Source organism: Novosphingobium sp. JCM 18896, from assembly GCF_025938095.1.
GTDB lineage: Bacteria > Pseudomonadota > Alphaproteobacteria > Sphingomonadales > Sphingomonadaceae > Novosphingobium.
Map to the genome: position 1 here is coordinate 64,017 of NZ_JAPCZF010000012.1, position 18,748 is coordinate 82,764.

15 protein-coding genes are annotated in these 18,748 nt (G+C 60.9%); 6 read left to right on the forward strand and 9 right to left on the reverse strand.

The features are described 5' to 3' along the window. Window position 1: 1 nt before the first annotated feature. The 5 genes from OLX23_RS24660 to OLX23_RS24680 form a co-directional block, all read right to left on the reverse strand. The gene (locus OLX23_RS24660; protein ID WP_264448007.1) at window positions 2-3,472 is read right to left on the reverse strand and encodes an indolepyruvate ferredoxin oxidoreductase family protein; all 3,471 of its coding nucleotides are present in this window, start codon (window positions 3,470-3,472) and stop codon (window positions 2-4) included. After that, window positions 3,465-4,172, reverse strand: coding sequence for a glutathione S-transferase family protein (locus OLX23_RS24665; protein WP_264448008.1), 708 nt, complete (start codon window positions 4,170-4,172; stop codon window positions 3,465-3,467). Before OLX23_RS24665 ends, OLX23_RS24660 begins: the two co-directional genes overlap by 8 nt. Next, window positions 4,169-4,501, reverse strand: a complete 333-nt coding sequence (locus tag OLX23_RS24670; RefSeq protein ID WP_264448009.1) for a Rieske (2Fe-2S) protein — start codon at window positions 4,499-4,501, stop codon at window positions 4,169-4,171. Before OLX23_RS24670 ends, OLX23_RS24665 begins: the two co-directional genes overlap by 4 nt. 120 nt (window positions 4,502-4,621) lie before the next feature. After that, entirely contained in the window at window positions 4,622-5,668 is a 1,047-nt protein-coding gene (locus OLX23_RS24675) for an aldo/keto reductase (RefSeq protein ID WP_264448010.1), read from the reverse strand. Window positions 5,669-5,675: 7 nt separating this feature from the next. After that, the gene (locus tag OLX23_RS24680) at window positions 5,676-6,404 is read right to left on the reverse strand and encodes an ester cyclase (protein ID WP_264448011.1); all 729 of its coding nucleotides are present in this window, start codon (window positions 6,402-6,404) and stop codon (window positions 5,676-5,678) included. A gap of 286 nt (window positions 6,405-6,690) precedes the next feature. Here OLX23_RS24680 and OLX23_RS24685 point away from each other — a divergent pair, with 286 nt between their 5' ends. Together OLX23_RS24685 and OLX23_RS24690 are read left to right on the forward strand one after the other, a co-directional pair. Continuing rightward, complete coding sequence (locus OLX23_RS24685) at window positions 6,691-7,932, forward strand: cytochrome P450 (RefSeq protein WP_264448012.1); 1,242 nt, start codon at window positions 6,691-6,693, stop codon at window positions 7,930-7,932. Between the two features lie 47 nt (window positions 7,933-7,979). Then, the gene (locus OLX23_RS24690) at window positions 7,980-9,206 is read left to right on the forward strand and encodes an alpha-hydroxy acid oxidase (RefSeq protein ID WP_264448013.1); all 1,227 of its coding nucleotides are present in this window, start codon (window positions 7,980-7,982) and stop codon (window positions 9,204-9,206) included. Here the strand turns inward: OLX23_RS24690 and OLX23_RS24695 are convergent. Then, entirely contained in the window at window positions 9,196-10,266 is a 1,071-nt protein-coding gene (locus OLX23_RS24695) for an AraC family transcriptional regulator (RefSeq protein WP_264448014.1), read from the reverse strand. The genes OLX23_RS24690 and OLX23_RS24695 overlap by 11 nt on opposite strands. Window positions 10,267-10,326: 60 nt before the next feature. Next, window positions 10,327-10,905 (reverse strand): TetR/AcrR family transcriptional regulator, encoded by a 579-nt coding sequence (locus OLX23_RS24700; RefSeq protein ID WP_264448015.1) that lies wholly within the window; start codon window positions 10,903-10,905, stop codon window positions 10,327-10,329. Window positions 10,906-11,071: 166 nt separating this feature from the next. On the opposite strand from OLX23_RS24700, the gene OLX23_RS24705 reads away from it, so the two are divergent. From OLX23_RS24705 to OLX23_RS24720, 4 genes are all read left to right on the forward strand, one after another. Beyond that, a complete protein-coding gene (locus tag OLX23_RS24705) occupies window positions 11,072-12,295 on the forward strand; it encodes a cytochrome P450 (protein WP_264448016.1) in 1,224 nt (407 codons plus the stop codon). 160 nt (window positions 12,296-12,455) lie between these two features. Continuing rightward, window positions 12,456-14,825 (forward strand): TonB-dependent receptor, encoded by a 2,370-nt coding sequence (locus OLX23_RS24710; RefSeq protein ID WP_264448017.1) that lies wholly within the window; start codon window positions 12,456-12,458, stop codon window positions 14,823-14,825. 131 nt (window positions 14,826-14,956) lie between these two features. After that, window positions 14,957-16,195 carry an NAD(P)/FAD-dependent oxidoreductase gene (locus OLX23_RS24715; RefSeq protein ID WP_264448018.1) on the forward strand — a complete coding sequence of 413 codons (1,239 nt, stop codon included), beginning with the start codon at window positions 14,957-14,959 and terminating at the stop codon, window positions 16,193-16,195. Between the two features lie 101 nt (window positions 16,196-16,296). Beyond that, the gene (locus tag OLX23_RS24720; RefSeq protein ID WP_264448020.1) at window positions 16,297-17,508 is read left to right on the forward strand and encodes an MFS transporter; all 1,212 of its coding nucleotides are present in this window, start codon (window positions 16,297-16,299) and stop codon (window positions 17,506-17,508) included. A gap of 280 nt (window positions 17,509-17,788) precedes the next feature. Here OLX23_RS24720 and OLX23_RS24725 read toward each other — a convergent pair whose 3' ends face one another. Together OLX23_RS24725 and OLX23_RS24730 are read right to left on the reverse strand one after the other, a co-directional pair. Next, window positions 17,789-18,313, reverse strand: coding sequence for a GGDEF domain-containing protein (locus OLX23_RS24725; protein ID WP_319641354.1), 525 nt, complete (start codon window positions 18,311-18,313; stop codon window positions 17,789-17,791). Window positions 18,314-18,316: 3 nt separating this feature from the next. Beyond that, window positions 18,317-18,730: a DUF6894 family protein gene (locus OLX23_RS24730; protein WP_264448021.1), complete on the reverse strand. Its 414-nt coding sequence runs from the start codon at window positions 18,728-18,730 to the stop codon at window positions 18,317-18,319. Window positions 18,731-18,748: the final 18 nt, after the last annotated feature.

Genomic DNA, 18,748 nt, shown 5'->3' on the forward strand with positions numbered 1-18,748 from the left:
TTCAGGCGACCGACTGCGCGGGCGCGGCCGTCATGGCGGATCTGTATTTATCCAGAATCTGAGGCTCGATAGCCTCGACCTTGGCTACATTGGCTTCTTTGACGTGACCGAAACCGCGAATTTGAGCGGGCAGACTGGCCAGTTCGATCGCGACGGCGTGATTTGCCCTCGTCAGGGTCTCGGCGACCATCCGCATCTGCATCTCGTAGCGGTCGATGAGACCGCGTTCCATTCGCCGCTCCGCGGTATGGCCAAACGGATCGAAAGCAGTCCCCCTGAGACCCTTCAGCCGCGCCAGAACCCGGAAGGCCGTTTGGACCCAGGGACCGAACTCTCTTTTGCGCAGGTGGCCGGTTTCGGGATCGCGCTTGGAGAAGAGCGGCGGCGCCAGGTTGTATCGCACCCGCGCGCCGTCCTCAAAAGTTCCCTTTAGCTGGGCCAGGAACGTCGGGTCGCAATGCAGCCGTGCGACCTCGTACTCGTCCTTGTAAGCCATGAGTTTAGCGAAGTTGCGCGCGACCATGACCGCCAAGGCGGTTGAACCGGGAACGGCACGCGCCTCGGCCGATGCGACAGCGGCTACCAGCTTGTGAAACCGTTTTGCGTAGGCCGGATTCTGATACGCGGTCAGAAGCTCTCCGCGATGCGCAACGATGTCCTCGAGCCTGGTAAGAGGCGTGAACTCGACCTCAGGTTTGGCCTGCACGAGGGCTGCCTCCACGCGAGCTGGCTCGGCAGCCTGGAGACGACCCATCGCGAACGCCGCCTTGTTGAAAGGCACGGAAACGGCGTTGATCTCGACCGCGCGTTCGATGGCTGCCGGCCCGACAGGAAGCAGGCCCAGCTGGCTGGCATAGCCAAGCATGAACAGATTGGCCGCGATCGTGTCGCCGAGGAGAGCAAGACCGATTCCCGTCGCATCGACGCTGTGCATCTCAAGGGCGTTCGCCTCTAGGCGATTGAGCAAAAGCGTCTTGTCGAGCTTGAGATCCGGATTGCGCTGGAAGGCCGGCGTCGGCGTGACCCGGGCGTTGACCACGCAGCGGGTGCGCTGCGGCTCATAGGTCATAGCCGGTTCCTTCGCCAGCGCTGCTACGGCATCGAATGCCAAGGCCAGATGCGCATCCCCGACACCGAGCTTTTGCGCTCCGAGCGCGTCGGTATCACGGGCGATACGGACATGACTGAAGACGGCTCCGTTCTTCTGGCTGAGGCCAGTCATATCGAATACGGAGCAGGCCTTGCCCTCAAGATGCGCTGCCATGGCGAGAAGGGCGCCGATCGTCACGACACCCGTCCCACCAATGCCCGAAACCATGATGTTGTATTCTCCCTCGATCCCGACGATCTCGGGCTCAGGCAGAGCGACCATGGCTTCGGACGCGAGCGCTGCGGGCTTCGGCTTGCGCGGCTCGGCATCGAGCACCGTCACGAAGCTCGGGCAGAAGCCCTTCACGCAGCTGTAATCCTTGTTGCAATTCGACTGATCGATCTGGCGTTTGCGGCCAAGCTCGGTCTCAAGCGGCCAGACACTCACGCAGTTCGATTGTACAGAACAGTCTCCGCAGCCCTCGCAGACCTTCGAATTGATGAACATCCGCTTTGCCGGGTCGGGAAACCGCCCACGCTTTCGCCGCCGGCGCTTCTCCGCGGCGCAGGTCTGCTCGTAGATTAGTACGCTAGTACCCTTGATCTCGCGAAGTTCGCGCTGAATGCGATCGAGATCATCGCGATGATGGACGGTGACACCATCTGCAAGTCCGCTGTCGGCGCCATAAAGGTCCGGTCGGTCCGTCACTACGACGCAGCGTACGGCGCCTTCCGCCATCACCTGTCGCGAGATGTCGCCTACCGAGAGCGGTCCATCCACGGGTTGGCCGCCTGTCATCGCGACGGCGTCGTTGAACAGCACCTTGAACGTAATGTTGACCCCTGCCGCAACCGCGCCGCGCACGGCAAGCAGGCCGGAATGGTAGTATGTGCCATCGCCCATGTTCTGGAAGATGTGGGGCATGTCGCTGAAATGGGCTTGAGAGTACCAATGAGCCCCCTCGCCGCCCATCTGCGTGTTGGGAAGCATCTCTGGCCCCGAATACATGGCCATGGCGTGACAGCCGATCCCGCCCGCCGCGATGCTGCCCTCGGGAAAGCGTGTGGAACTGTTATGCGGACAACCCGAACAGAAATAGGGTGAACGCGCTGCGGACGCAGGTTTCATGCCTTCGACTGCGAGGAGCTGCTTCCCGAGCCGTTCCGCGCGTTCGAATACGCCATTGGCATCAATCCCGAGACGTCGCATGCGCTCGGCGATAACGACTGCCAGTTGAACGGGTTCGAGTTGGACGTCGGCGGGAATCATGAACTCGCCATCCTCGTCGAATTTTCCGACGATGCGCGGTGCGCCTGTTTGGCCGTAAAGAGCGGCCTTGGCTTGCTGCTCGGTGAGCCCTTCCTTCTCTTCGATGAAAATGAGTTCGTCATGACCCATGGCGAACTCGCGGAGGCCGTCGCGCTCGACCGGGTAGACACATCCGAGCTTGTAGAACGACACCCCGAGCGCCTCGGCAGCCGCCTTGTCCAAGCCCAGAAGCGTCAAAGCCTGCCGAGCATCTTGCACTGCCTTGCCGCAAGAGACGATGCCCAGCCGCCTCTGGGGCGCATCCATCAACACTCGGTCAATACGATTTGCGCGAACGAATCTCTCGACGAGAGGCCAACGGTACCGCTTGACGACAATCTCCGATTGGGCCCGGTCGAGATGGGTCGGATAATTGTGAAATCCGTTGGGGGGGGCATCCCCCCGATCGGGCGTCACGGGACCGTTGTCCGAGGCGTCGAGCGAGACCGTCATGGTCTGCTCGAGAACTTCGTTACAAAGTTTGAACCCCGTCCAGAGGCCGGTGTAACGTGACATCGCCCAGCCAAGCAGGCCAAAGTCGATCACGTCCTGGACATTGGACGGCGCAAGGATCGGCATGCCCGCATGGATCAGCGCAGTTTCACTCTGATGCGCAACCGTGGACGACTTGCCCGAATGGTCATCTCCGGCAACCACCAACACGCCGCCATTGGCGCTCGCTCCGGCCGTATTACCATGCTTGAAGGGGTCTCCCGAGCGGTCCACGCCCGGCCCCTTTCCGTACCAGATGGCGAAGACACCATCTCGATTGGCGCCCGGCGTGGTCGCCAGCATCTGCGTCCCCCAGACCGCGGTGGCGGCTAGATCCTCATTGACGCCTGGCTGAAAGACCACATCGTTTTCAGCGAGATGATCTTTGGCACGCCAGAGCTCGAGATCATAGGTACCCAGGGGAGAACCGCGGTAGCCGGAGATGAACCCGGCGGTGTTGAGGCCCTGGGCCCGATCGCGATCGCGCTGCAACATCGGCAGACGCACAAGCGCCTGCGTTCCGTTCATCATCACGGTGCCGGTCGTGGCCGTATATTTTTGGTCTAGCGTGACGTCACGCATGGGCAAGTCGTCCATCGTCGGGGGCGCGGTAGATCGCGCCCTTGTCGTTGAGATATCGTGCGAAATCGGCTTCGAAATCCGCGAGCACGACTTTAGTGCTCGATCGGTCGCGCATCGCGGCGCTCCAAGCTTCAAGTCCGCACTCTGCAATCATCGATCGCCCCCAGACGAAACGACCGAGACGGTCGCTGATGTCGAGGCTGTAGAAGGCGAACAGGTCTGCATTCGTCATATGCTCGCCGAGCAAAAAAGGCGCAGGTCTCGCGAGGCGGACAAGGGCCGCGCTCGCGCGGTCAAGCGTAGCTCGCGCGGCGACGACGACCGGCGGACTGTTTTCCCCGCCCATGAACACGCCGGGAAAAAGGCTTCTCGTGGGCACTTCCACGTAGACCTGGACGAGGTTAACGATCTGCCGCGCGCGCGCCGCCGCGAAAGCGCCTGTTGGTCGAAGGGCCCGCGCGGGATATCGGTCGTCCAGGTATTCCAGAATTGCGACTGTTTCGGCGAGCGCCCCCTCTTCGGTCTCGAGAACAGGAATTTTGCCCATCGGGTTCAGCGAAAGGAACGCCTCGTCCTGAGCCGCGCCTCGCACGGACAGCGTATATTCGAGGCCCTTCTCGATGAGCGCCGCGCGAACGACGTTCACATAGTTGCTGACCGGATAGCCATGCAGGGTCAGGGGGGGCCGATCCGCAGTCATGGCGCGACGAAGATATCGTCCCCGTCGATCCGGACGGGATAGCGCGCAAGGTGCATCGAGTCGTCTTCCTCGCATCCCCCCGTCGTCAGGTCGAAAGACCAGCCATGCCAAGGACATGTCAGCACGGTTCCCTCGACCTCACCCTCATGCAGGGGACCACCAGCGTGCGGGCACTGCCCCTGCGTCGCGACCACTTGGCCGCGGCAGAGGAACAGAGCGACTTCGGTGTCGCCGGCATCGACGAGGATCGTCTCGCCTCGTTCGAGTGCGGCCACCGAGCCGACGCGATACTCGGCGCGTTCGCTTTGCTCGGCAGATGGTACTGTCATGATCCTCTCCGTCGATTGTGCTGGTATTCTAGGGCTGGAGCCTGGCCGAGACGATGGCCATGGGTGCCAGGACCCAACAGATCGTGACACAAGGGAAGTTTTTGCTCCCCGCCTGTTCGATCAACGCGCGAAGGGATATCCTGGGATCTCGATCTGATCGAACATGCCGCCATAGCCCAGGGCCATCTGCATTTCCCATCCGACCATCTGATAGGGATGACCAAGATCGATCCGGCTTGCCTCGTCCAGTTCGGCACGAGTGGTCGCATCGAGTTCGATGTCGAGTGCCGAGAGATTATCGGAGAGCTGCGCGGCTTTCGTCGCGCCTACCACCGGAATCACACCGCGATCGATCAACCAAGCGAGAGCGATTTGCGCCGGACTGGCCCCCAGCCGGTCAGCCACAGCCTTGACGGTAGCGGCGATCGCGGCATTGCGTGCGTCGAGCGGCTGCAACTGCATCGAGTCCATGCGCCGCGGTCCATCGGATGCTGACTGTCCGAGATACTTTCCGGTCAGTATCCCGCCCGCGAGCGGAGACCAGGCGGTGACCCCGATGTCATAACTCTTCGCGAATGGGAGGTGTTCGCGCTCGATAGAGCGCTGAACAAGACTGTATTCGAGCTGCATGGCTGCCACAGGTGCCCAGCCGCGCACATCGCTGAGCGCCTGCATCCTCGAAGCAGCCCAGGCCGGCACGTCGGACAGGCCGATATGCAGAATTTTGCCTGCACGCACGGCATCATCGAGCGCACGGTGAACCTCGTCCACGGGCGTCGTGAAGTCCCACCAATGCACATAGTAGAGATCGATATAGTCTACGCCCAGCCGCTTGAGACTCTGATCGACTGATTGCGCAAGGCTCTTGCGATGCATGCCTGCGGCATTGGGATTGTTCGCACCTGGCACCGCGTTGCCATACTTGCTGGCAATGACGAAGCGCTCGCGGTCATCGGCGATGAACTCACCGATGATCCGCTCGCTCTCGCCGCCGGTGTACATATTGGCGGTATCGATAAAGTTGCCTCCGGCCGCAGCATAGGCGTCGAAAACCAATCGCGACTCTTCCCGAGAACGCGACCAGTCTTCGCCTGGACCGAAGGTCATGGTGCCAAGAGCGACCTTGGCAACCCGCAGTCCGCTGCGTCCGAGAATCGTATAGCGCATGGCGGGCTCAGTTCGCGTTGAGACCAGGATTGTTACGCCATGCTTCATCGGGCGGAGGAATGACGCCGAGCTGTATCGCGAACTCGCGGAAGTTCCAGTGCGTGCGGCAGCGCACGATCTTCCCGTTCTTGTACATTTGCGTTGTCGTCCCGCGGGTGACCGTCGTTTTGCCCGCAGCAGGGATGCCGAAGAAATCCTCGTTATGCGTGGCCTTCCAGATCCACTGCATATAACCCCACTCATCGTAGTCGAGATCGGCCCCCAGGAAGATGCCGTTGGCGAAGCGGTTGTAGTCGGCGACCAGTTCGCCCTGCCACTCCGGCGGAACGTCGCCAGTGCGCTTTTGCGCCCGCCCCTGCCCTGCAGGCCCACTGTCGAAGGTCAGCACCTCGAACTTATGAATGCCAAAGGGGCTTTCAGGACCGGAGTTGTTGAACACCACAAAAGCCTTGTAGAGATCTTCCTTCGTAGTGATGGTCTGCATGAATTCGATATCTTCCCAGACGAAATCGTCGGCATAGTAACCCAGAACCTCTTCCGCCCCCTTGTCGAAGAACGCGGTGACCCAGTCCTGGGCCGTGCCGAAATTCTTCGTGCCCCGCCAGCTTCCACCACCGGCCGCCTCGACGGAGCTGGCCATGAAGGTTCCCTGCGTGGACTTGAGGCCGCGCAGGGTCGCGCGCTGGTCAGGCGTCAGGTGGCCCTCCTCGACGAGGCTCGAATATAGAATGTGCATCGGGCTTATCCTCTCTGCCGTAAACGTCTGGAGCCGCGCGGTCGCACCGCTGGCCCTCAGAGAGTGTTCTAGCTCAAAGGAAGCAGGTTGCTACGGCGCAACATGCCAGCGGACGGCGATCGGTGACATTCGCCAAACGCAATGTCACCGTTTGCCGTCGACTGGCGCTTCTGGCCATTGGTATTCCTCGGCAACTGTCGCAATCCTTTGATGGCAGACGGTCGCATCGAGCGATGCACAGCTTTGGGCGCGCTTGATTGGCCACGACGAGAAGACGGAGAGGAAAATGGAATTGGTTGGCGATCGGTTGGCAGGCAGTGACCGCCCTTTGGAGTACGATCCGCTCGATCCGGTCGTCAAGCACGAGCCCTACCCCTATTACGTCGAGCTTCGCCGTTCCGAGCCCATCAAATGGCTACCGTCACTGAACGCGTTCTGCGTGGCGACCTATGATGATGTCGACACCGTGCTCAAGGACGGGCGCACTTTCAGCTCGGCGCAGTTCTGGCCGGAACTCCTCGGCGAATTTGATCCGATGCCCGAAGAGCTTCCGATGATCTCCATGGATCCGCCGGGCCACGTCCAGCTGCGCAAGCTTGCCAACAAGGCGTTCGTTCCCTCGCGCATCGCTCAGCTCAAGGATCGGACCTATAAGATTTCGCACGAACTCATCGATGACATCATTGCGAAGCATGGAACTGAAGGTGAGTTCGACTGGGCCTGGGAATTCACCGCACTCTACCCAGTGACGGTCATTGCCGAGGTACTTGGCGTCCCCACCCAGCGTCGCGCCGAGTTCAAGGTCTGGGTCGACAAGATCCTTTCGGCTGCCAATCGCGCGGCCTACGAAGCTGACCAATTGGCTGGTATCGCCGAGGCGTCGGAGAAGATGCGCGCATTCTTCGAAGAGCTCTTCGACGAACGCGCGGCCAATCTGGGCGATGATCTGATCTCTACGCTCATTCAGGCCGAGGTCGATGGCAAGAAGATGACGCGCAACCAAGTCCTTTCGATGGCGATACTGCTGCTGATCGGCGGCGTTGAGACAACGACGAACCTGCTTGGCACCACGCTTGTCGAACTCAAGCGCCATCCCGAGGTCTACCGGCGGGTGCGCGCTGATCATTCCCTGATCGCGCCGCTTCTCGAAGAAGTTCTGCGGTACAATCCGCCTGTACAGATCATCTTTCGTCACACGACGGCGGATACCGAATTGGGCGGGGTCAAGATTCCGGCTGGTTCTGCGGTCATGCCCATCTTGGCATCGGCTAACCGCGATGAAACCAAGTTCAATGATCCCGAGACCTTCGACATCGACCGCAAGATCGACGTTCCCCTCATGTCGTTTGGCCAAGGACCGCACTTCTGCCTGGGAAGTTATCTCAGCCGCATGGAGGCCAAGTCGGCTCTCGAAGTCGCATTCACGAGGTTCGCCGAACTCGACGTGATCGACGATCACATCCACTGGCTCGATTCCTATTTCGCGCGCGGCCCGCACACGCTGCCCGTTCGCTTCAAGGCAGCATAAGCCAGGTTTCGAGCCCGCCTCGCCCGGGTCTAATGAAGGTATTGCGGATGTCCAATCCCGCGCGCTGCGTGAACGTCGCCGATTTCAAGGCGCTGGCTCGCCGCCAACTGCCGCGCCCGCTCTTCGACTACATCGAGGGGGGCGCGGATGACGAGGTCACGTGCCGGTCCAATATCGGAGCCTATGACCGCTTCGAGCTGGTCCCAGGCTTTCTGCGCGACGTGCGCAACATAGATCTGAGCCGCAAGGTTCTGGGCTGTGAACTCTCGATGCCACTGATATTGGCCCCGACCGGCATGACCCGTCTCTTCCATCCCGGCGGTGAGCTTGCTGTGGCGTCAGAGGCGGCGCGGGCGGGAGTAGGTTATGCCCTGTCGACCATGGCCACGACGAGCATCGAAGCGGTTGCCGGCACTGGCCGAGGCCCGCGGCTCTATCAGCTTTATCTGGTGAACGACGACGGCGTGAACCGCGAGATGGTCGAGCGCGCGCGCGCGGCGGGCTATGATGCCCTCATCCTGACGGTCGACTGTATCGTCGCAGGCAATCGCGAACGCGACCTTCGAAACGGGCTCACCGTTCCCCCGAAGCTTGGCCTCGGATCACTGAGCAAATTTGCGGTCAAGCCACTCTGGTGCCTTCGATATTTGGCAAGCCCAGCGTTCGATTTGCCCAATTTGAGCTCGGGCAAGGGCGGCGACGTTTCGACGCTGGCCTCGTATTTCGCCGCGAACATGAAGCTGAGCATCACCTGGGATGACGTAGCGCGCGTTGCAAACTGGTGGAATGGACCGCTCGCGATCAAGGGGCTTCAGGCGACCAACGACGTTGTTAAGGCAGCCGACGCCGGCGCAAGCGCGGTGGTGCTTTCAAACCACGGGGGACGTCAACTCGATTTCGCGCCAGCGCCGATCGACTTGCTGGCTGACGTGGTCGACCATCTCGGCGACCGCATCGAAGTCCTTGTGGACGGCGGCATCCATCGCGGATCGCAAATCGCCAAGGCGTTGGCCATGGGTGCGCGCGCGTGTCTGGTGGGCCGGTCGTACCTCTATGGTGTCGCGGCCATGGGTGCGCCAGGCGTTCGCCGCGTGATCGAACTGCTTCGGCAGGAACTCGAGCGGACTTGCGGTCTCCTCGGCTGCGCTTCGGTCGATGAGCTCGGCCGCGAACATCTGCGTCTCGCCGGCCTGCCTCCTTATTTTCTGGCTGACAGGGATGTACCTTCGAGTCCCAGCGACTCTGAAACGCCGCTCCGCTCGATCAGCCGCTAGCCGTCTCAAGCGAGGTGGTGGGCGGTAGGTCCACGACGACTGTACTGGGTCGCCGACCGGTCCAATCCTTGAAGGCACGAGAAAAAGTCCCGTCGTCGGAGAACCCGAGCAGGTAGGCAACCTCGCTCAGGCACATGCCGCGCCTCAGGTACTGGAAAGCCAACTCCTCGCGGACCTGACGCAGGACATCTGCGAAAGTCGTTCCTTCGCTCTTAAGGCGCCGCAGCAAAGTGCGCTCGGTCATTCCAAGCTTCTTGGTTATCTTGGCTTTCGAAGGGCCGTCATGCGGCAACTGAGCGATCAGCAGGTCGCGCACCCGGATCGAGAAGCGCCCAACCATCCGTTCATCCAGGGAACGACTTGCAGCGTTGTCCAGCAACGAGGCCAATTCCTCGTCCGAAGACAGAATCTTGCGATCAACATCCGCCTTCCCGAACACCAGACAGGTCTGCGCCGCGTTAAAAATGATGGGACAGCCGAAGAATTCCACGAAGTTTCGGGCATCGTCGGTTTCGGCGTGAGCGAAGCGGACCTCCTCGGGCCTCAGCCCGTCATTCAAGATCCAGCGCAAGAAACTCACCACACTGGCTAGTACCGTATCTACGGTTTGATAGATCGGCGGAGGACCACCGGTATCGAAGTGAAACTCCAGAACGACCTGGCCAGCAGCTTCGGTCAACGTTGCGGTCGTTGAATCCGATATGAGCCGGCAATATTTGGCGAAACGCTGGAGCGCACGCAGAACCGTCGCACTGCAACTCATCGAGTATCCAACCACATGAAATGTTGCTGGACGGACCTGTTGCGCAACTTGTAGGCCAAAATGGCTGTTGCCGGTCATGTCTGTCGCGCGCCGCCACAGCGCGCTAACCTGCCCCTGCGAGTAACGACTGTATCCCCCTTCCAACAGCGAGGGGTCCATTCCGAGCTCAAACAGGACCTGATCGGTGTCGATCCCGTCGGCCTGCATGGCTCGAATAATGGCCAGCACCCACCCAGTCAGAGCAGACCTCTTATTGGCTCCCGGCATCCCGCCTTCGGATATTTCGTTTTGCGACATCACAGCCCTACTTTCGCATTTATATAGCAATTCTGGCCTCCATGGCAAGAATTGCCAGTGCTATGATCGAAAGTAGCCGCGAAGGAGGCGTGCCGTCTCTTCAGCAATCTCGGCGACAGGTCTGCGAAGCAGACGCATCTGGGCGACCAGATGCGCAAGTCCCACAACGATCCGGGATGCCCTCTCGACTTGCGAACAAATTGGCGCCTCACCGGAACTCTCCTTAAGCGCCTTGGCGGCCAGTGGACCTACGATCCCACAAGCCCTTTGATGAAAGTCCAGGTAACTATCCCAGTAAGGACCTCCGGCTGCCGTACTCCAATCCAGCCAGATCGCGATGAGTGCGATGTTCGCGTCGAACGAGGTCGCCAAAGCTTCTAAGGTCGCTTCTAACCCGGCAAGCCCTGTCTCCGCGGACGCCATGCTGCGCAATGCGATTCCTTCGAGAAGAAACTCCGCCACATCCTCAAGCACGGCACGGGTCAAATCCTCGGACGTAGGGAAATAGTGAAACACGCTGGGCAGTGACACGCCTGCGGCGGCCGCGATCTGCGTGTGGTTTGCATGCCCTATGCCGCGTTCGGCCAAAACGCCGGCTGCGGCTGCACGAAGCTGCCGCGCGCGATCTTCGCGGCTCATCCGAGTGGCCCTCTGCCTTGCCGGCGACTTCATTGGCCAACCTTTCGCCTTGGCACGACATGCTCTGACTTGGCGCAGAATGTCGGACGCAGTCTATTGAAGATATCTTCAATAAATTGGACAAAGTTGGATATCAAGGCTCAACAATCGAGAGGAGTTCTTTGCCATGGAGCAAGTTCAGTCAGCCGCACTCGCCCCGCGACCCGATCACGTGCCGCTCGACCGCGTGATTGAATTCGACCTCTACGCATTGCCAGGAGGGGAGGACGATGCTCAGGCCGCGTATTGGCGTTTTCAGCAGGACTGCCCGGAGGTGTTTTGGACACCTTTCAATGGTGGGCACTGGGTTGCGACTCGGGCCGATATCGTCGAGGCCATGCTGCGAGATCCCAGCACTTACTCTAGCAACCGGGTGTTCCTGCCACGCGATGACAATGCACCACGCACGGTTCCGCTCGAGGCCGATCCGCCCGTGCATACCGAAATGCGCAAGCCGCTCAGCAGAGGACTGTTTCCCAAGGCAGTTGATGCCATGGAGCCGTCGATCCGCGAACTCGCCACGTCGTTGATCGATGGCTTCGTCGATCGGGGTGGGTGCGAATTCGTCGGGGAGTTCGCTAACGTTTTCCCGATGAATATCTTTCTCGATCTCATCGAGTTGCCGAGAACCGAGCGTGAGGTACTGCTTCCGATCGTCGAGGCCTTCATCAAAGGCGGATCGATTGAAGTGCGAAACGAAGCCCAGATGAAGCTATTTGCCTACATCGGCGAAGTCGTGCGTCAGCGTCGGGTCACGCCTGGCGACGATCTGGGCAGCATGATCGTGAATAGCACGGTGGCCGGCGAACGCATCGGCGAGATGGAAGCCATCTCGTACATGACGCTTCTGCTTCTGGGCGGCCTCGACACGATCGCTTCTATGCTGTCCTTCATCACGAAGTTTCTGGCCGAGCACCCCGAGCATCGCCGGGCACTCGTCGCAAACCTCGAGGACGACGTCTATGTGAAGCGCGCTATGGAAGAACTCTTCCGCAGATTTGGCATCGTCAACGCCGGGCGCGTCTTGACGCGTGACGTCGAAGTGGCGGGCGCGACGTTGCGTGCCAACGACACGGTCTTTCCAGTCAATCTTCTCGTTGGGCTGGACGATCGGTTGCACGACGATCCGTTGAAGGTCGACTTCGGCCGCGAGAAGTCCGCGCGTCACCTCACTTTCGGTGCAGGGCCGCACAGTTGCCCCGGTTCGCAGCTTGCGCGGCGAGAAATCACGATCTTCCTGAGAGAATGGCTGCGCCGCATTCCCGACTTCGCCGTCAAACCCGGCACGCGCCCCAAAACAATCATGGGCGTGACCATAAGTCTTCACTCGTTGGATTTGGTCTGGCCGTGATTTGAGGATCGGCAGGCATAACTGCGGCTGATTTTGTCAGAGTGTCGCATTTCGCTCTAAGCTGGCACGTGCGGCCCTGTTCCGGGGACACAACCTCTTTCAGAAGCAGACCGACCGACAAGAGGCGAAAAACTCGCCTAGTGCCATGGAGGGGAGCATCGTGAATTCCGCATCATTTCGCATGACGTCCGCGCTCGCGCTGAGCTGGGCAGCGCTATGGCCGATGGCAGCGCAGGCCCAGGATACGGGTGCGCCTGCCGCACAGCCCGAGGCGACCGCCGACAACAACGAGATCATTGTCACCGCGCAAAAGCGGCAGCAATCGGTCAACGACGTCGGCCTTTCGATCACGGCAGCAAGCGGCGCGGAACTACGCGCCTTGGGTGTGACTGACAGCGGTGATCTCGCCAAGGTGACCCCGGGCTTCACCTTCACCAAGAGCCAGGACGGAACGCCGCTCTACACCCTGCGCGGCGTCGGCTTCAACGACTACACGCTGGGCGCGAGCCCCGCGGTCAGCATCTATGTGGACGAAGTGCCGCTGGCTTATGGCGCCTTCACCAAGGGCGCGGCCTTCGACCTTGAGCGCGTCGAAGTGCTCAAAGGTCCTCAGGGCATCCTGTTTGGCCAGAACTCCACGGGTGGCGCCATCAACTATATTGCGGCCAAGCCCACATCGGAGCTTCAGGCCGGTGTGACTGCGAGTTTCGGCCGCTTCAATACCTTCGATGGCGAAGCCTTCGTGAGCGGGCCGGTGAGCGATACCGTGGAAGTGCGCCTCTCGGGCGCGACGATCCTTTCGGGTCCCTGGCAGTACAACTATGCGCGTGACGAGAAGAACGGCCGGCAGGACATCCTGAAGGGTCGGCTCCAGGTTGCCTGGCACCCGACGGATCGGCTGAAATTCTTGCTCAACGTCAATGGCTGGCGAGACAAGTCCGACACCCAGGCGGGCCAGTTCCAGAGCCTCTTCCTGCAGATCAATGAGGCGGCGGTTGCCGCAGGAGGTCTGTTCGATCCTACCGAGACCCTGCGCCGCATTGCCGTGTTCCGGACACTGCAGCCTGCTCCGCAGAACGCGCGGGCGGCGAACTGGAACCCGAATTTGCCGCTGCGCCGGGACGATGGCTTCTGGCAGGGTTCGCTCCGCGCCGATCTCGATGTAACCGACGACATTACCTTGACGTCGATCACGGCTTACGGTCGGTACAACGAGAACTACAACGTCGACCGCGACGGCACTCCGCTCGTCAATGCGGAGGTGAAGGCCGACGGCAACGTGAAGAGTTTCAGTCAGGAGCTGCGACTTGCCGGACAGAGCGGCGCGTTGAACTGGCTGATCGGCGGTAATTACGCGACGAATAAGGTCTTGAGCGCCAACCATATCCTGACCGGCGATTCCACCAATACCGCTATTCTCCCTGGCGGCCCGTGGATCGTGGACTCTACGACCACGATCACGCAGGATATTCGCGACATCGCAGCCTTCGCCAACGTCGAATTCGCGGTGACCGATCAGTTGTCACTGCTGGCGGGCGCGCGCTACACGGATACTCGTAACAATTACACGTCTTGCATGACCGGTGATATCGGCATGCAGACGACTTTCACGACTCTCGCCAATATTCTGTCGGGTACTCCTGAAGCAATGGCTGGTCCTACGACCTGCCTCAACATGGATCAGCGCACCTTCGATCTCATCCGGACGCCATTCCGTGACAAGCTGCAACAGGACAACTTCTCATGGCGGGTCGGTGCGAACTTCAAGCCTAACAGCGATACCTTGCTTTATGCGCTCGCCTCTCGGGGTTTCAAGTCGGGCAGCTTCCCGACCGTCCCAGCCTCGACGACGGCGCAATTCAAGCCCGTCACGCAGGAATCCGTGACGGCCTTCGAGGCGGGGGCCAAGCTTTCTTTCGCCGATCGCAAGCTCCAGGTGAACATCGCCGGGTTCCACTACATCTACGACAACAAGCAGGTTCGAGGGCTGGTTATTGACCCAGTCTTCAATCAACTTGAGCAGCTCGTGAACATCCCCAAGTCCAAGATCAACGGCGCGGAGGTGGAGATCACGGCGCGCCCGCTCGATGGGCTCACGCTTCGTGGTGCGGTCACTTATGTCGATAGCGACATCAAGAACTTCACCGGTATCAATAACGAGCGCGTGCTTGCAAACTATGCCGGCTCCGCATTGCCGTTCTCGCCCAAATGGCATGCGGTCGCGGACGTCAATTATGAGTTTCCCGTGTCTGAAGGCCTCGACGCCTTCGTCGGGGGTAACGTGCTGCACAACAGCAAGACGAACTCCACTCTCGGCAATGCCCCGTCATCGGTCATCCGGGCCTTCACGACCGTTGATCTGCGCGCCGGCATCAAGGCGGCAGATGATCGCTGGAGCCTTAGCGTCTGGGGACGCAACGTCTTCAACCAGTATTATTGGACCAATCAGTTCGTGACGCAGGACGTCGTGGTGCGGTACGCGGCAATGCCCGCGACCTACGGCGCCACGATCAAGTTCGGCTTTCGGTAACGGAGCGGCGCGGACTTGATCCGTCAAGTTCGCGCCTTCCCGCATTTGCGAGCCTTCGGCAGCCGTTCGAGCACCCTCTGGACGGATGCCACGCGTAAATCGGACAATCAGAGGCTCAACCGGTAAGCAGTATGGACCAGGCAGACGTCGTCATCGTAGGTGCGGGTCATGGCGGGGCGCAGTGCGCCATCGCGCTGCGCCAGGGAGGTTTCACCGGGTCGATCGTGATGATCGGGCGCGAGCCCGAGCCGCCCTATGAGCGCCCGCCGCTGTCGAAGGAATACTTCGCGCGCGAGAAGACCTTCGACCGGCTCTACATCCGTCCGCCCGCCTTCTGGGAAGAGAAGGACGTCCACCTCCACCTCAACACCGAAGTCACCGCGGTCAATCCCGCGGCCAACCAGGTCACCCTCTCGAACGGCAAGACCCTGGGCTACGGCAAGCTGGTCTGGGCGACCGGCGGCGATCCGCGGCGCCTGTCGTGCCCGGGTTCGGACCTCGCCGGCCTGCACCCCGTGCGCACCCGCGCCGACTGCGACCAGCTGATGGGCGAAATCGACGGCGGCGTGAAGAACATCGTCGTGATCGGCGGCGGCTACATCGGCCTCGAGGCCGCGGCCGTGCTGACCAAGCTCGGCTGCCAGGTCACCCTGCTCGAAGCCCTGCCGCGCGTGCTCGCGCGCGTCGCCGGCGAGGAACTCTCGGCCTTCTACGAGAAGGAACACCGCGACCACGGCGTCGACCTGCGCACCGGCGTGGCGGTCGAGGGCCTGGTCGGAGAAGGCCGCGTCACCGGCGTCCAGCTGGCCGACGGCACCGTCCTCCCCGCCGACGCGGTGATCGTCGGCATCGGCATCGTCCCCGCGGTCGGCGCGCTGATCGCCGCCGGCGCTTCGGGCGGCAACGGCGTCGACATCGACGAATATTGCCGCACCTCGCTGCCCGACGTCTATGCGATCGGCGACTGCGCGGCTTTCGCCGTCGACTATGCCGGCGGCACGGTGATGCGCGTCGAATCGGTGCAGAACGCCAACGACCAGGCGACCTGCGTGGCCAAGGCGATCCTCGGCGACGAGAAGCCCTACAAGGCCTTCCCCTGGTTCTGGTCGAACCAGTATGACCTGCGCCTGCAAACCGCGGGCCTTTCGGTCGGCTTCGACCAGACCGTGCTGCGCGGCAATCCCGACGACCGCGCCTTCTCGGTGGTCTACCTCAAGGGCGGCAAGGTCATCGCGCTCGACTGCGTCAACATGGTCAAGGACTACGTCCAAGGCCGCAAGCTGGTCGAAGCGGGCGCCAGCCCCGACCTCGCCCAGCTCGCCGATCCCAGCATTCCTCTAAAGGAGATGGTCGGCCTGCCCGCTGACTGATCTTTTGGAGAAGCATTACTCGACGACCGTGGTCCTGCAGCGCTAGGCCGCCCAGCTCATCCAAACGTCGTACTGCGATAACCATAGGGTCTGCAACTCCGATGCCTTCCACGACTTCCGGAAACCGTCTGCTGACCTGGCTTTGCCTGGGCGTCGCGGTGCTCGAAGGCTTCGAGCTTCAAATGGCAGGGGTTGCGGCATCCCACATCGCCGCGGATCTCGGCCTCGACATCGAGACGTTGGGACTGTTCTTCAGTTCGAGCACCTTTGGCCTGCTCATTGGCGCTCTACTTGGCGGCTGGCTCGCAGACAGATTTGGGCGCATCGAAGTCCTGAGCGGCTCAGTGATAGCATTTGGTCTAGCCTCAGTGCTGACGGCGCTCGCGACAGATGCAACGATGCTCATTTGCGTCAGAGCCTTGACCGGCGCTGGTCTGGGCGGCGCGCTTCCCAATCTGCTGGCACTGACATCCGAGACGGCTCAACAAGGCCGAGAGAAGCGCGCCGTGGCCTACCTATATTCGGGCGTACCGCTAGGCGGGATCGCTGTCAGCCTGATCGGCGCCGCGCTAGGGAGCCGTTGGCAGCTGCTCTTTGTTGCTGGAGGAATTCCTCCGCTACTCGTCGGCGCTCTCATCTGGTTCGAGCGTGGACCGAGGACCATGATCACGGCGGGCGACACCTCGACAAGCCCTGTCGACGCCTTGTTTGGTGGAGGCCGTGCATTCGCCACGATCCTGCTTTGGACTGCCTTTTGTACGACGCTGGTGATCCTTTACCTCGTACTCAACTGGCTTCCCACCGTCCTTCGCGGCATGTCATTCACACCGCTGCAGGCGCTCGCCGCCCAGGTCGCCTTCAATCTGGGCGGATTCTTCGCCTGTTTGGCCAGCGCACCTCTACTGGATGGAAAGCGGATCTTACCTGTCGCCATCGTAAGCTTTGTCTCGATCCCGCTGGTCCTCCTCGGACTGTCGCATTCCACATCGCTGGGCTTGACGTTCTTCATAGCCCTACTGTTGGGGGGAAGCGTCTTGACGACCCAATCGCTGCTCTACGCGATCGCCCCCACAGTCTATCCTGCTGGCATGCGCGGCGTTGGTACGGGTGGCGCCGTCGCTTGGGGACGTATCGGATCAATCGCAGGGCCATTGTACGGCGGCCTGCTCATCAGCAGTGAAGGATCGATGCGCGATGCTGTGACAGGCACTGTTCCCGTTGCAATTGCGGCTGGCGCTGCAGCCGTATTGCTGGTCATAAGGCTAAGGGCAGTTGGAACAGTCGAGGATGCAACGGAGGCGAGACCGCACTAGCTCAGACAACATCGCTTCAATCCGCCCCCTATTTGCGGCAGGCAGGATAGATTGTCATGTCGCATGAATTGCAAGATACGCTTGTGGAACGCCAAGCTAAGCGCGAGTATCAATATAGCAGGTTATCGACAAATCGCGCAGAATCACCCAATCGTCGGCAGCGATAATATAATGTCTCACACTGCCCCGAGTTCTGCAGCCGTAGAGCAGAACCAATAATCTCTCAAAAAATTGTGGCTTGGCCCATATGAAAAGCGGAGATGGTCCGCCTATCCGGCCGCTATTCCGCAGCAGCGAGCTCCGGCGACCAACCCGAATTCGCTCGAGGTATCGCCACTTCGACACGATTTCTTCCGCCCTGCTTGGCGCGATAGAGGGCATCATCCGCCGTTGCAATGATCTCCGCCGCCCTGGCGCCGATTTCCGCCGTGCTCGCAACCCCCAGTGAGGCGGATATGCGGGCGCCGTGGATTTCGGAGAGGCCCTCGATCCGAGCTCGGAGTAGCTCTGCCCTCGCCGCAGCCTCCTCCAAGGTGCAGTCAGGCAGCAGCACGATCAGCTCTTCACCGCCGTATCGACAAGCGACGTCGCTGGGACGAATGGCGCCGGCTATGGCAGCGGCGACTTCACGCAGCACGGCGTCGCCCATCGCATGGCCAAATTCGTCGTTCAGCCGCTTGAAGTGGTCTAGGTCGATCATGATCGCGGCAACAGAACTTCCATTGCGTTCCGCCATGTAGATGAAGCGCTCGAGCACGTCCTCCATGTACCGGCGATTGTACAAACCGGTCAGAGGGTCTCTCAGAGCCTAGGTGCGAAGCTTCTCGCGCAAGGCGATATTGGAGAGAGCCAGCGACATTGCGTCGGCTACGGATCCGGCCAATGCCGAAATCTCCTCGAGCCGCGCTTCTGCATCTGCGCCGTCGGCGTAAAGCGTCAAGAGGCCATACACCTCGCCCCGCGCCATCATCGGGATTTCCAACCCGTATTGCTCGTTCCCATGATGCTCGAGCGCCGATGCGCGCAAAACAAAGAGCGGAATCCCCGCCTTGCTCACGCTGATGCGCCAATCGCGAGCGGCCCAGAAGTCACTCACGCCCGCGCTGATCATTTCGCCAAAAATCCGGGTCAGCTCGTCCTTGGCGGCGCTGACGGTGGGGAGATCCATCTCATACTTTTGCGGGCCGCGGCAATCATCGATGGCAATACTGTAGGTGTCCATTGTCGTTCAATGCGTGGC